Annotated in this window: 12 protein-coding genes; 3 read left to right on the top strand and 9 right to left on the bottom strand. The window is 65.9% G+C overall.

Annotated features, from left to right (window positions below; all coding sequences use genetic code 11):
• Positions 1–20: 20 nt before the first annotated feature.
• The gene (locus tag FOC67_RS26465; protein WP_003136421.1) at positions 21–1,061 is read left to right on the top strand and encodes a DUF5924 family protein; all 1,041 of its coding nucleotides are present in this window, start codon (positions 21–23) and stop codon (positions 1,059–1,061) included.
• Between the two features lie 18 nt (positions 1,062–1,079).
• Here the strand turns inward: FOC67_RS26465 and FOC67_RS26460 are convergent, their stop codons facing one another.
• The 4 genes from FOC67_RS26460 to FOC67_RS26445 all read right to left on the bottom strand — a co-directional run bounded on the left by FOC67_RS26460 (position 1,080) and on the right by FOC67_RS26445 (position 5,111).
• Entirely contained in the window at positions 1,080–2,309 is a 1,230-nt protein-coding gene (locus FOC67_RS26460) for a nucleoside recognition domain-containing protein (protein ID WP_003096953.1), read from the bottom strand.
• 104 nt (positions 2,310–2,413) lie between these two features.
• The gene (gene gltP / locus FOC67_RS26455) at positions 2,414–3,748 is read right to left on the bottom strand and encodes a glutamate/aspartate:proton symporter GltP (protein WP_003096956.1); all 1,335 of its coding nucleotides are present in this window, start codon (positions 3,746–3,748) and stop codon (positions 2,414–2,416) included.
• Positions 3,749–4,460: 712 nt separating this feature from the next.
• Positions 4,461–4,928: an inhibitor of vertebrate lysozyme family protein gene (locus tag FOC67_RS26450; RefSeq protein WP_003114119.1), complete on the bottom strand. Its 468-nt coding sequence runs from the start codon at positions 4,926–4,928 to the stop codon at positions 4,461–4,463.
• 21 nt (positions 4,929–4,949) lie between these two features.
• Entirely contained in the window at positions 4,950–5,111 is a 162-nt protein-coding gene (locus FOC67_RS26445) for a DUF1328 domain-containing protein (RefSeq protein ID WP_003096961.1), read from the bottom strand.
• 468 nt (positions 5,112–5,579) lie between these two features.
• Here FOC67_RS26445 and algB point away from each other — a divergent pair, with 468 nt between their 5' ends.
• Positions 5,580–6,929, top strand: coding sequence for a sigma-54-dependent response regulator transcription factor AlgB (gene algB / locus FOC67_RS26440; RefSeq protein ID WP_003096964.1), 1,350 nt, complete (start codon positions 5,580–5,582; stop codon positions 6,927–6,929).
• The gene (locus tag FOC67_RS26435; RefSeq protein WP_003096967.1) at positions 6,926–8,713 is read left to right on the top strand and encodes a KinB sensor domain-containing domain; all 1,788 of its coding nucleotides are present in this window, start codon (positions 6,926–6,928) and stop codon (positions 8,711–8,713) included. The genes algB and FOC67_RS26435 overlap by 4 nt, the downstream gene beginning before the upstream one ends.
• Before the next feature lie 34 nt (positions 8,714–8,747).
• Here FOC67_RS26435 and ampDh2 read toward each other — a convergent pair whose 3' ends face one another.
• From ampDh2 to dsbA, 5 genes are all read right to left on the bottom strand, one after another.
• Positions 8,748–9,527 (bottom strand): N-acetylmuramoyl-L-alanine amidase AmpDh2, encoded by a 780-nt coding sequence (ampDh2, locus tag FOC67_RS26430; protein WP_003096970.1) that lies wholly within the window; start codon positions 9,525–9,527, stop codon positions 8,748–8,750.
• Between the two features lie 29 nt (positions 9,528–9,556).
• Entirely contained in the window at positions 9,557–10,150 is a 594-nt protein-coding gene (locus FOC67_RS26425; RefSeq protein WP_003102836.1) for a MarC family protein, read from the bottom strand.
• A gap of 117 nt (positions 10,151–10,267) precedes the next feature.
• Positions 10,268–12,283, bottom strand: coding sequence for a diguanylate cyclase DgcP (gene dgcP / locus FOC67_RS26420; protein WP_009316027.1), 2,016 nt, complete (start codon positions 12,281–12,283; stop codon positions 10,268–10,270).
• Entirely contained in the window at positions 12,280–13,158 is an 879-nt protein-coding gene (locus tag FOC67_RS26415) for an endonuclease/exonuclease/phosphatase family protein (RefSeq protein WP_003096975.1), read from the bottom strand. The genes dgcP and FOC67_RS26415 overlap by 4 nt, the downstream gene beginning before the upstream one ends.
• A gap of 15 nt (positions 13,159–13,173) precedes the next feature.
• Positions 13,174–13,809, bottom strand: a complete 636-nt coding sequence (gene dsbA / locus FOC67_RS26410; RefSeq protein ID WP_009316028.1) for a thiol:disulfide interchange protein DsbA — start codon at positions 13,807–13,809, stop codon at positions 13,174–13,176.
• Positions 13,810–13,901 lie beyond the last annotated feature (92 nt).

Below are 13,901 nucleotides of genomic sequence, written 5' to 3'. Positions count from 1 at the left end.
TCGAGAACCCGCTGTTCCCCATGCCCAACCAACAACGCCCCATCCTCAAGGCCCGCCTGGAGCAACTGATCGCCCTGGTCGGCGGCCTGATGGCCCGCTATCCACGCACCATCGCCCTGTTCGGCTTCTGTTCGGGCGTGTTCAGTTTCATCATGGTCGACCGGCAGAAGGGCTTCGCCCAGGTACTCGCAATCATCATGCTGGTCAGCTGGGTCTGGTTGATCCTCGAGAACCTCCTGCGGGAGACCTTCGCCCGCCGCTTCGGCTGGGAGATCCCGGCGCCGCTGCTGCGCTACGCGACCCAACTGATCCACCAGGAAAGCCTGTTCTTCGTCCTGCCGTTCTTTCTCATCACCACCACCTGGAACAGCGGTCAGGCGCTGTTCACAGGGACGCTGGCCGCCGCGGCGCTGATCTCCATCACCGATCCGCTCTACTATCGCTGGCTGTCCAGGCGTCGCTGGGTGTTCCTCGCCTACCACACCCTGACCCTGTTCGCGGTGTTGTTGACCTCGCTGCCGATCCTGCTGCACCTGACCACCCCGGAAAGCTACCGGTTGTCGCTGGGCATCGCCGTCGTGCTGTCCTTCCCCAGCCTGCTCGTGACCTTCCCGCTACAGCACTGGTGGCGCGGCTTCCTGCTTCTCGGCCTGACCCTGGCGGTGGGCCTGGCCGGATGGTTCGGCCGCACCTGGGTACCGCCGGCCACCCTGTGGCTGACCGAAGTGGCGGTGAGCAGCCAGTTCGACGACCAGAGCCGCACGCCCGGCGACAGCCTGGAGCAGGTCGGCGCCAGCCAGTTGCGCAGCCAGGGCCTGTTCGCCTATACCGCGATCAACGCGCCGCGCGGCCTCGACGAGCGCATCTATCACGTGTGGATGTTCAACGGGAAGGAGTTCGACCGCATCGCCCTGGATATCCACGGCGGCCGCAAGGAGGGCTACCGGGCCTGGACCCACAAGCAGAACTTCCCCGGCGACCCGGTCGGCCACTGGCAGGTGAAGGTACTCACCGAGGCCGGACAGATGATCGGCACCCTGCGCTTCGACGTCACCCAGTGACGTCGAAGCCTGGCGACCTCAGGCGAAGAACCAGTAGCACACGCCGATGGAGGCGATGACCCCGGCCAGGTCCGCGGTCAGCGCGCAGCCCACCGCGTGGCGCGCGCGCTGCAGGCCGACCGAGCCGAAATAGACGGCGAGCACGTAGAAGGTGGTCTCGGTGCTGCCCTGCACGGTGGCGGCGACCAGCGCCGGGAAACTGTCGACGCCGTGGGTCTGCATGGTCTCCAGCAGCATCGCCCGCGCCGCGCTGCCGGAGAACGGCTTGACCAGCGCGGTGGGCAACGCCTCGACGAAGCGGCTGTCCCAGCCCAGCCCCTCGACCGCCCAGCGTATCCCGCCGAGTACCACTTCCAGCGCCCCGGAGGCGCGCAGCACGCCAACCGCGCAAAGCATCGCGACCAGGTAGGGCAACAGGTTCCTGGCAACGTCGAAACCTTCCTTCGCCCCCTCCACGAAGCTCTCGTAGACCGGCACCTTCTTCAGCGCGCCGACGATCAGGAACAGCACGATCAGGCTGAACAGCGTCAGGTTGCCCAGCAGCGAGGACAGCTGCGCCAGCGCGGTGGCCGAGAGCGTGCCGAGCACCGCCATGAAGCCGGCCAGCAGCAACGCGCCGGGGATCAGGTAGGCCAGCACCACCGGGTCCCACAGGCGCAGGCGCTGCATCAGCGCCACCGACAGCAGGCCGGCCAGGGTCGAGGCGCTGGTGGCCAGGAGGATCGGCAGGAATACCAGGGTCGGATCGGCCGCGCCCTGCTGCGCGCGGTACATGAAGATGGTCACCGGCAGCAGGGTCAGGGACGAGGCGTTGAGCACCAGGAAGAGGATCTGCGCATTGCTCGCGGTGGTGCTGCTGGGATTGAGTTCCTGCAGCGCCTTCATCGCCTTCAGGCCGATCGGCGTGGCGGCGTTGTCCAGGCCCAGGCCATTGGCGGCGAAGTTCAGGGTGATCAGGCCGATCGCCGGATGCCCCGGCGGCACTTCCGGCATCAGCCGACGGAACAGCGGACCGAGCAGCACCGCCAGGCGCTCCACCAGACCGGCCTTCTCGGCGATGCGCAGGAAGCCGAGCCAGAGCGTCAGGGTGCCGAACAGCAGGACCATCACCTCGACCGCCAGCTTGGCCATGGCGAACAGGCTCTCCACCATCGCCGCGAACACCGTCGCATCGCCGCCGATCAACCAGCGCGCCAGCGCGCTCGCCGCCGCCACCAGGAAAAAACCCAACCACAAGCCGTTCAGCATTCAGAATCCCCCGCGTTGCGCGGATGATAGCGGCGCAGGCGGTGCCGGCGCCAGAAACGCCGAGGCCCCGGACGATGCCGGGGCCTCCTGGGCGGGAAGCCGCCTTATTCGAGGGTGGCCTGCTTGCCCTTGGCTTCGCCGACCGCCTGCCGCAGGTGCGGCAGCGAATCCCAGTAGCGCTGGCCCTTGGCCGCGTCGTACATGCCTTCCCACTTGGAGATGACCAGCACCGCGAGGGCATTGCCGATCACGTTGAGGGCGGTACGCGCCATGTCCATGATGCGGTCCACGCCGGCGATGAAGGCCAGGCCCTCGAGCGGGATGCCGACGCTGCCCAGGGTGGCGAGCAGCACCACGAAGGACACGCCCGGCACGCCGGCGATACCCTTGGAGGTCACCATCAGGGTCAGCACCAGCATGATCTGCTGGCCGATGGACAGGTCGATGCCGTAGAGCTGCGCGATGAAGATCGCCGCGATGCTCTGGTACAGGGTCGAACCATCGAGGTTGAAGGAGTAGCCGGTGGGCACCACGAAGCTGCTGATCGCCTTCGGCGCGCCGTAGGCTTCCATTTTCTCGATGATGCGCGGCAGCACGGTTTCCGAGCTGGCGGTGGAATAGGCGAGGACCAGGTCGTCCTTGAAGATGCGGATCAGGCGCATGATCGAGAAGCCGAACATCCGCGCGATCAGGCCCAGCACCACCAGGGCGAAGAAGACGATGGCCACGTAGACCAGGATCACCAGCTTGGCCAGCGGCAGCAGCGAGGCGAAGCCGAAGTTGGCGACGGTCACCGCGATCAGGGCGAAGACACCGATAGGGGCGTACTTCATGATCATGTGGGTGACCTTGAACATGGTCTCGGAAACGCCCTGGAACACCTTCACCAGCGGCTCGCGCAGGTCGTTGGGCAGGCTCGACAGGCCGAGGCCGAACATCACCGAGAAGAAGATGATCGGCAGCATCTCGCCACGGGCGATGGCGGCGAAGACGTTGGAGGGAATCAGGTTGAGGATGGTCGCGATGAACGCATGGTCATGCTGCACTTCCTGGGTGGTCTTCTGGTACTGGGAAATGTCCACGGTACCCAGGGTGCTCATGTCGATGCCGGTGCCGGGCTGGAACAGGTTGGCCAGCAGCAGGCCGACGACGATGGCGACGGTGGTGACGATCTCGAAGTAGATGATGGTCTTCAGGCCGATGCGGCCAAGCTTCTTCGCGTCGCCGACGCCGGCGATGCCGACCACCAGCGAGGAAATCACGATCGGCACCACGATCATCTTGATCAGACGGATGAAGATGTCGCCGGCCGGTTGCAGCACGTTGGCGATCCACCAGGCCTTTTCGGCGCTGAAATGGTTGAGCACTGCGCCGACGGCGATACCGAGTGCCAGACCGATCACGATCTGCCAGGCGAGGCTTAGCTTGGCTTTACCCATGTTTCGTCACCCTTAATTCTTGTGGAAGTCGGGAGTCGCTCCAACGGGAGAGTCGCTCCCGACAGGCGAAAGGGCGCAATGATTCATGCGCTCCCCTACCCCGTCTAATGCCGTAAGTGACTGCCCCATGCCGAATCGGCATGAGAAATCACTAATGAAACGTCCGTCCCACAGGAAATTGCCCTTGATTTTCGTACAAGAACAGGGAGCGGAAGGCACTCCGTGCAAGGCCCGGGAGCCTCGTGCCCATCCTGGGAAGTTGAAAGTCGCTCATCATCGCTGCGATGGATGGTCGCAGGACACGCAACGCCGTCCGGCACGCCATCGCCGGCTGTGGATAAGCGGCACTCTGTGGATAACCGCGCGGTAAAGCCCTTCTGGGAGGGCGCCTCGGAACGCGCGGGTGGTCGATTGTAAAACGACTCAGCCATCCATAAGCATTGATCGATATCAGGGAAGTTCGCGGAGTATCGGTGCGGAAGTCGACGCTCCGCCGGACGGCGGAGCGTCGTACCCCTTCTATATATAGAAGCGCGCCGGAAGGCAGCGAGACATCGGTGGCTCCCCTCCGGCGCGTTTTCGCCTGGCCCGACCCCGAAGGAGGTACTCCCTGTACCCCTGGCACCCGCCGGATCGACCTCACCCAGCGCATCCCGGTCCCCTGGCCATGCCCCGCTGCGGGCGGGGCGGTGTCACGCAAGCCCGTTCCGCCTCAGTACCAGTTCGGATCGGCCTTGAGTTGTTCGTCGAGGATCTTCTGTACCGCCGGCTCCGGCTTGCCCAGCCAGCGGAAGCTGGCGTGCTTGCTCGGCGACTTGTCCTGCGGCAGCCCTTCGGGCACCTGCACGTAGAGCCCGTAGGCATGACTCTTGTCCCAATCGAAGGCGACCAGCAGGCGCTGGCCCTTGCAATCGGACTTCTCGCAGAGACCGCCGACCAGATACTTGTCGCCCTGGTCGTCGACGGCATGCATCGGCGTAGCGGTTCCCGAGAGATTCATCACCCAGTCGGGCAAGCGGCTCTCGTCTTCCACCAGGTTCTGCCAGGCCTTGCGGTATCCGGCATCGGTGCTCTGCAATTCGTTCAAGCGGTATTCGCCGTCCCTGTCGGCCGCCACCGCCAGCGAACTGGCGGCGGCACCGAGCAGCAGTGCGTTCATCAGGTTACGCATGAGTCGCATCGCTTTCTCCTTGGCATCCGGCTAGCCGCGACGGCGTCCGAAGAAGAACGAGACCACGAAGAGCACCAGGAACAGCACGAAGAGGATCTTCGCGATTCCGGTGGCGGCACCTGCGATGCCACCAAACCCGAGGACGGCAGCGATGATGGCGATGATCAGAAAGGTGATAGCCCAACTAAGCATGATGTTTTCTCCTGTGTGCCTTCGGAACTGTCGGTACCGCCTCGGGGCCGGGCCCATCGGGGTAGCGAACCGGCCTGTGTCCATTTTTTCTTCAGGGAGACCGTGACTACCTCATTGCACGCCCCATGCCAGCCTTTCTAAAAAATAAAAAATACTTTTAATTCAATAAGTTATAAAACAACCCAGGTAGTCTGCGCAGTTCATCCTGCACGACGCGACAAATTATTCCGGGCGTTTTGCACGATCGGCGCGGTACGCTGTCACATGCAACAGGGAAGCGACCCGGCACCTGCTACCCGGAGCCATCCGTGGAGCCGCCACGGCTTCCCGAAAACCCAAGAACAGCAACATCGGCAGGTTGCACGCCGCCCGGATGGGCGGCGGGGCGCTCTGCAACTTGCATGGGCTTTCCGGGGACTAACCCAGAAGCCGAATGGCAGTGAATTCCCTAGAGGATAAAAAGCAACGATGGAAACCACTTCCGAAAAACAGGGGCGCATCCTGCTGGTCGATGACGAGTCGGCGATCCTGCGCACTTTCCGTTATTGCCTCGAAGACGAAGGCTACAGCGTGGCCACCGCCAGCAGCGCGCCGCAGGCGGAGGCCCTGTTGCAGCGCCAGGTATTCGACCTGTGCTTCCTCGACCTGCGCCTGGGCGAAGACAACGGGCTCGACGTTCTCGCCCAGATGCGCGTCCAGGCGCCATGGATGCGCGTGGTGATCGTCACCGCGCATTCGGCGGTGGATACCGCGGTCGACGCCATGCAGGCCGGCGCGGTGGATTACCTGGTCAAGCCCTGCAGCCCGGACCAACTGCGCCTGGCCGCCGCCAAGCAACTGGAGGTGCGCCAACTGACCGCGCGCCTGGAGGCCCTGGAGGACGAAGTGCGCCGCCAGGGCGACGGCCTGGAATCGCACAGCCCGGCCATGGCCGCGGTACTGGAGACCGCGCGCCAGGTCGCGGCGACCGACGCCAACATCCTCATCCTCGGCGAATCCGGCTCCGGCAAGGGCGAACTGGCACGCGCCATCCACACCTGGAGCAAACGCGCGAAGAAGCCCCAGGTCACCATCAACTGCCCGTCGCTGACCGCCGAACTGATGGAAAGCGAACTGTTCGGGCACAGTCGCGGCGCCTTCACCGGTGCCACCGAAAGCACCCTGGGCAGGGTCAGCCAGGCTGACGGCGGCACCCTGTTCCTCGACGAGATCGGCGACTTCCCGCTGACCTTGCAACCCAAGCTGCTGCGCTTCATCCAGGACAAGGAATACGAACGCGTCGGCGATCCGGTGACCCGCCGCGCCGACGTGCGCATCCTTGCCGCGACCAACCGCGACCTGGGCGCGATGGTCGCCCAGGGCCAGTTCCGCGAGGACCTGCTCTACCGCCTCAACGTGATCGTGCTCAACCTGCCTCCCCTGCGCGAACGCGCCGAGGATATCCTCGGCCTGGCCGAACGTTTCCTCGCCCGCTTCGTCAAGGACTACGGCCGCCCCGCCCGCGGCTTCAGCGAAGCCGCCCGCGAGGCCATGCGGCAATACCCCTGGCCGGGCAACGTACGCGAGCTACGCAACGTGATCGAGCGCGCCAGCATCATCTGCAACCAGGAACGGGTGGATGTCGACCACCTCGGTTTCAGCGCTGCGCAATCTGCCAGCAGCGCGCCGCGGATCGGCGAATCGCTGAGCCTGGAAGACCTGGAGAAAGCCCATATCACGGCGGTGATGGCCTCCAGCGCGACCCTCGACCAGGCCGCCAAGACCCTCGGTATCGATGCCTCGACCCTGTACCGGAAGCGCAAGCAGTACGGCCTATGAGCATGCCGCTGCCGATGAAGCTCCGGACCCGGTTGTTCCTCAGCATTTCCGCGCTGATCACCGTCTCGCTGTTCGGCCTGTTGCTCGGGTTGTTCAGCGTGATGCAGCTCGGCCGCGCTCAGGAGCAACGGATGTCGCACCACCACGCGACCATCGAGGTGAGCCAGCAGTTGCGCCAGCTGCTCGGCGACCAGTTGGTCATACTGCTCCGCGAAAAACCCGACGGGCAGGCCCTGGAGCGCTCGCAAAACGACTTCCGACGAGTCCTGGAACAGGGCCGGGCGAATACCGTCGACGGCGCCGAGCAGGCCGCCCTGGATGGCGTTCGCGACGCCTACCTGCAACTGCAGGCGCACACCCCGGCGCTGCTCAAGGCGCCCATGGCCGACAACGACGGCTTCAGCGAAGCCTTCAATACCCTGCGCCTACGCTTGCAGGACCTGCAGCAACTGGCGCTGGCCGGCATCAGCGACGCCGAGACCAGCGCCCGCCACCGAGCCTACCTGGTCGCCGGCCTGCTTGGCCTGGTGGGCGTCGCCATCCTGCTGATCGGTTTCGTCACCGCCCACAGCATCGCCCGGCGCTTCGGCGCGCCGATCGAAACCCTGGCGCGGGCGGCAGACAGGATCGGCGAAGGCGATTTCGACGTGACCCTGCCGATGACCAACGTCGCCGAGGTCGGCCAGTTGACCCGGCGTTTCGGCCTGATGGCCGAGGCCCTGCGGCAGTACCGCAAGACCAGCGTCGAAGAGGTGCTTTCCGGCGAGCGGCGCCTGCAGGCGGTACTCGACAGCATCGACGACGGCCTGGTGATCTTCGACAACCAGGGGCGCATCGAACACGCCAACCCGGTCGCGATCCGCCAGCTGTTCGTCTCCAACGACCCCCATGGCAAGCGGATCGACGAAATACTCAGCGATGTCGATGTCCAGGAAGCGGTGGAAAAGGCCCTGCTCGGCGAAGTCCAGGACGAGGCGATGCCCGACCTGGTGGTGGACGTCGCCGGCGAGTCGCGCCTGCTGGCCTGGTCGCTGTATCCGGTCACCCATCCCGGCGGGCATAGCGTCGGCGCGGTGCTGGTGGTCCGCGACGTGACCGAGCAGCGCGCCTTCGAACGGGTCCGCAGCGAATTCGTCCTGCGCGCCTCCCACGAACTGCGTACGCCGGTGACCGGCATGCAGATGGCCTTCAGCCTGCTCCGCGAACGCCTGGACTTCCCCGCGGAGTCACGGGAAGCGGACCTGATCCAGACGGTGGACGAAGAGATGTCGCGGCTGGTCCTGCTGATCAACGACCTGTTGAACTTCTCGCGCTACCAGACCGGCATGCAGAAGCTCGAACTGGCTTCCTGCGACCTCGTCGACCTGCTCACCCAGGCGCAGCAGCGTTTCACTCCCAAGGGCGAGGCCCGCCGGGTCTCGCTGCAACTGGAGCTGGGCGATGAACTGCCGCGCCTGCAGCTCGACCGCCTGCAGATCGAGCGGGTGATCGACAACCTGCTGGAAAACGCCCTGCGCCATAGCAGCGAAGGCGGGCAGATCCACCTGCAGGCCCGGCGCCAGGGCGACCGGGTGCTGATCGCGGTGGAAGACAATGGCGAAGGCATTCCCTTCAGCCAGCAAGGACGGATCTTCGAGCCTTTCGTCCAGGTCGGACGCAAGAAGGGCGGCGCCGGCCTCGGCCTGGCGCTGTGCAAGGAAATCATCCAGCTGCATGGCGGGCGCATCGCGGTGCGCTCGCAACCGGGCCAGGGCGCGCGCTTCTACATGCTGCTGCCGGTGTGACCGGGGCCGCTCCCGGCAGGCTTTTCCACAGGCCTCAGGAAGTCGGCACCGCCAGCAGCAGCGCGGCGGTTTCCAGGTCCGGCTCGCCATCGAAGCGGGCCGGACGGTATTTCATCTGGAAAGCGCCGATGACGTCGCGGGTGTCCTTCTCCAGCTCGCCGGTCTGCGGCACCAGGTAACCGTGCCGCGCCAACTGCTGCTGGAACCAGCGCACATCCGGCAGCTGGCCGTTCAGTTCGGCGAGCCGGCGCGCCAATTCGCCGGGCTTCGGCCAGGGCACCAGACCGGCATCGGCGAGGCGCTTCCAGGGGAACAGCGGACCCGGATCGACCTTGCGGCCCGGCGCGATATCGCTGTGTCCGATGATCCGGTCCGGGGTGATGCCGTGGCGCTTGGCGATGTCCTTCAGCAGGGGGATGAGCGCCTGGATCTGCGCTTCGCTGAACGGATACCAGACCCGCCCCTGGGGTGTATCGCGATAGCCCTGGTTGACGATCTCGATGCCGATCGAGGTGGCGTTCAGCCAGGTCCGGCCCTGCCATTCACTGACCCCGGCGTGCCAGGCGCGGCGGTTCTCATCCACCAGGCGGTAGACGGTGGCCGGCTCGTCGTCGCCGATCAGGTAGTGCGCGCTGACGCCGCCGTGGGTGAGGATGCCCAGCGAATGCGGCAGATCGGTGGAGGTGTAGTGGAGGACGATGAACTGGACGCGGCTGTCCTGGTTCGCCGAGGTGTAGTCGGTATTCAGGCGCGGGCCGCTGGAGCAGCCGGCCAGCAGCGACAGGGTGAAAGCCAGTAGAACGAACGAACGCATGATGACTCCGAAAAAAATGGGCAGCGCGGTCAGGCGGCGATGTGCAACACGCTGCGCAGGTTGTCCAACAGCATATCGACGCTGAGCATGATCAGCAGCATGCCGGCCAGGCGCTCGATGGCGGTCAGCCCGCGCGGGCCGAGGAAACGCTGGAGGAACGCCGCCTGCAGCAGGATCAGCGCAGTAGCGGCCCAGGCCAGCACCACCGCCAGGTAAAGCTCCCACAGCGGACCGTCGAAGGTGGTGCGCAGGGTGATCAGCATCGCCAGCGCCGAGGGCCCGGCCACCGCCGGGGTGGCCAGGGGTACCAGCAGCGGCTCGCCGTCGGGCACTTCGCCGAGCAGCCCTTGGGGCGACGGGAAGATCAGGCGCATGGCGATCACGAACAGGATGATGCCACCCGCGATCCCGGTCGCCTCGCGGGACAGGCCGAGGCCGCTGAGGATGTGCTCGCCGAGGGTGAGGAAGAGCAGCAGCAGGCCCAGGGCGAAGGCCAGCTCGCGAAACGCCACGCGCAAGCGGCGCCCGGGGGCGACGCCTTTCAGCGCGGCGAGGAACACGGCGATGTTGCCGAAGGGATCGGTGACCAGAAAGATCAGGACGGCGACGCCGAACATATCCATGGGAGTTTCCAGAGCGGGACAGCCGGTCATTCTACCGGGCGGGACCATTCTAGCGAGCCGCGGCAACACCTGCAGGCGAGCCCGTCCCGAGTCGCCGGAATGTGCGCTGGTCGCCCTTCAGGCCACTTCCAGGCGATCCCGGCCGGCGCGCTTGGCTCGATACAGCGCTTGGTCGGCGCGCTCGAAAACCACTTCGCCGGCCTCGTTGCCTTCGAACGCGGTGATGCCGGCGGAACAGGTGATGCTCAGGGGCTCGCCCTTGAAATGGAACGGACAGGCGGCGATCGCCGCGCGCAGCCGTTCGAGCAGTTGCCGGCCGGCTTCCAGGGACGTGGCCGGGAGCAGGACGACGAACTCCTCGCCGCCGAAACGGGCGATGAAATCGGCCTGCCGCAACCGTTTGCGCAATTCGCCGGCAATGATCTTCAGCACCTTGTCCCCGGCCAGGTGGCCGAAGTCGTCGTTGATCCGCTTGAAGTGGTCGATGTCCAGCACCGCCAGCAGCAGATCGCCGCCGTCCCGGTGCCGGCGCGCCACCTCCTGTTCCAGGCGCTCGCTGAGCGCCGCGCGGTTGGGCAGCCCGGTCAGCGGATCGGTCAGGGCTTTCTGTCGCTGGTCCTCCAGGTGGCTGTGGAACGCCTTGGCATCCTGTTCCATGCTGTTGACCCGTTCCATCAGCGCCTGCAGGCGGCCGGACACCTCCTGTTCGTGCTCGGCCTGTTCGCGCTGGTGTTCGTCCATGGAGGCGAGCAGGCCGTTCAGCCGGCTGTCCACCGCCAGCTTGAGGCTGTTCAGGTCGGTCGCCTGCTGCACGCTGGCCTGCAGGCCACTGACCTGCTCACGCAGCGATTGGTCGAAGCCGCGCGCGTTGTCCAGCACGTCGGTATAGCCGGCGTGGGCGTCGCCCAGGTGGCCGAGGAAGCTTTCCAGGCGCTCGTTGAGTTGCCGCAGGTATTCCTCGAAGTCGCGCTGGCCACTGTCCGCCAGGGACAGCACCAGCACCGCCAGGTCGTCGAGTACCGGCACCAGCTCATACCAGTTCAGGCTGCCATCGATCCGCTCCCGCAGCGCCTCGGCCTGGGGCTGGTGGCTGCTCGGCAGGGACAGGCCGTCGAGCAGCCGCAGCAGGCTGGCCTCGATGTGCGGCGCCACCGCGCTGTAGCCGGGCTCCGGTATCGGCGGCGGCAGTTCGTAGGCCTCGTCTACCGCCTGCCCGTCGAGGTTATCCACAGGGGTGGCCGGAGCTTCGGGCGCGCTTTCAACGTCCGCCGGCACTGCGGGCGGCGACTCCGCACCCGCGTCTTCCAGCGTCTCGCTAAAGCTCAGGCCGGCCGGCAGCGGCAGGCTGTCGAGCCAGATTTCCCGAGGCTCATCCAGCAGGATCTGGTTCGGCTCGCCACGCTCGGCGACCCCGACCCAACCCGCTGGCGCGCTTTCGATGGCGGCGACCGTGCGGGCGGGCAACGGCTGCGGCGGACCGCCTGGCGCCTCGTCGTGCTCGGCGACCGGCAGGGACGGCGCGGCCGCCGCCGGTTGGATCGGTGTATTGCTTGCCGCCACAACGGACGGCACCGATGCGCTCGGCTCCGCGGCGGTTTCCGACTCCTTGCCGCCGAACAGGCGTTGCAACAGGCTCGGGCGACCGTCTTCGGCATCGCCGCCCTTGCGCTCGGCCAGCGCCTGGCGTTGCAGCCTGCTCAGCTCGCTGAGCAGGATCGGAATCTCGCGCGACTGCCGGGCGCGCTCCTCGATATCGCGGGCGAACTGCTTCAGCGGCTTGCGCAGTTCCCGCGGCAGGTTCAGGGCCAGCAACTGCTGGGCCAGTTCGCCGAGGGCATCGATGTTCTGCTGGGTGCGTTGCTGGCGGCGTTGTTCGGAGTCGAGCACGGCCTTTTCCAGGCGCGGAATCAGGCCCGACAGGCCGGCGTCCATGTCGTCGCGACGGAGGATCTCGCGCAGCTCCTTCATGCACTGGTCGACCGCCTTGTCGCTGCCTTCGGCCGCCAGACTGCTACGCACCAGGCCGCGACGCAGCAGGTCGATGCGGGCATCCCAGCGCCGTTGCAGGCGCTCCTGCTGCTCGATGTTCTCCAGGTACTTGTCTTTCCAGCGCTGGACGTCGTCGCGACTCATGGCGGACTCCCGGCATCCCCGCGCACGACCAAGGCCTTGTCGCGCAGGTTGTCCGGCAGGCGAATCTCCACCGATACCGGCAGATGGTCGGAGATCGGCTGGTCGAGCACGTCGACCCGCTCGAGAGCGAGATCGGAACTGAGCAGGATGTGGTCGAGATTGCGCTGCGGCCGCCAGCTGGGAAACGTCGCCTCGACCTGCGGCGCCATCAGGCCGAGGTCGCGCAGGGGCGAGTTTTCCAGAAGATCGACGGCATGGGTGTTCATGTCGCCCATCAGCACCTGGTGGCGGTAGTCGCCGATCAGCTCGCGGATATAGGCGAGCTGGCGGGTGCGGGTGCGAGCGCCGAGAGCGAGATGCATCATCACTACCACCAGCGCGTCGGCGCCTTCGCCAAAACGCACGAAGATCGCGCCGCGCCCCGGCGGACCGGGCAACGGATGATCTTCCAGCAGGGTCGGCCGCCAGCGGCTGAGCAGGCCGTTGCTGTGCTGGGCGATACGCCCGAGGTTGCGGTTGAGCTGCTGGTACCAGTAGGGGAACGCCCCCAACTGGGCCAGGTGCTCGACCTGGTTGACGTAGCCGGAACGCAGGCTGCCGCCGTCGGCTTCCTGGAGGGCGACGAGATCGTAGTCGGCGAGCAGTTCGCCGATCCGCTTCAGGTTGGTCGCCCGCCCCGCGTGGGGCAGCAGGTGCTGCCAACCGCGGGTCAGGTAGTGGCGGTAGCGCTCGGTGCTGATACCGACCTGGATGTTGAAGCTGAGAAGGCGCAGGCGGCCGTCGTCGGGCAGCTCCCGCGAATCGTCACAGGAGGGGTTCACTCGCGGGTCGCAGCTGCCTGCGACCCGAGGTTCACGCTGCCAGCGGCGCAACATGCCGAATCACCTTGCCTACTTCTTGGCCGCTGCGCGCTCTTTCTCGATCAGGTAGTCGGCCAGCTTGAGGGTTTCCTCCGGACCACCGGCGGAGCCGATGTCGAAGCGGTATTTGCCATTGACCACCATGGTCGGTACGCCGGTGACCTGGTAGGCCATCGCCAGCTTCTTGGCCTTTTCCATCTGGCCCTTGATGGCAAAGGAATTATAGGTGCTCAGGAATTTTTCCTTGTCCACGCCCTTGCCGGCGAGGAAATCGGCCATTTCTTCCGGAGTGGCGAGCTTCTTGTGCTCCTTGTGGATCGCCTCGAACACGGCGTTGTGTACGTCATGCTCGACACCCATGCTTTCCAGGGTCAGGAACATCTGCCCATGGACGTTCCAGATACCGCCGAACAGGGCAGGCAGGCGCACGAAATGGACATCTGCCGGCAGCTTCTCGCTCCACGGCACGATGGTCGGCTCGAACGCGTAGCAATGCGGGCAGCCATACCAGAACAGTTCCACCACTTCGATCTTGCCCGGCTGGGACACCGGCACCGGGCTGCTCAGCTCGACGTATTCCTTGCCGGCGGTATAGTCGTCGGCCTGGGCGGCCATGCCGAACAGGCTGGCCATGGCCAGCATGACGGTGAGAATCAGGTTACGCATCGTTCACTCCTAGGCGAGGTCAGTGCCGCTCTCCGGCCGGGTTCGGCCCGGTCAGTTCGACCGGGGGGAGCGGTCACGGGTTCCAGCATTGT

Origin of the sequence: Pseudomonas sp. FDAARGOS_761, from assembly GCF_013343155.1 — a bacterium.
Classification (GTDB): Bacteria; Pseudomonadota; Gammaproteobacteria; order Pseudomonadales; family Pseudomonadaceae; genus Pseudomonas; species Pseudomonas aeruginosa.
The sequence above is the reverse complement of the archived record's forward strand: the minus strand, read 5'-3'. Positions and strand labels throughout refer to the sequence as shown.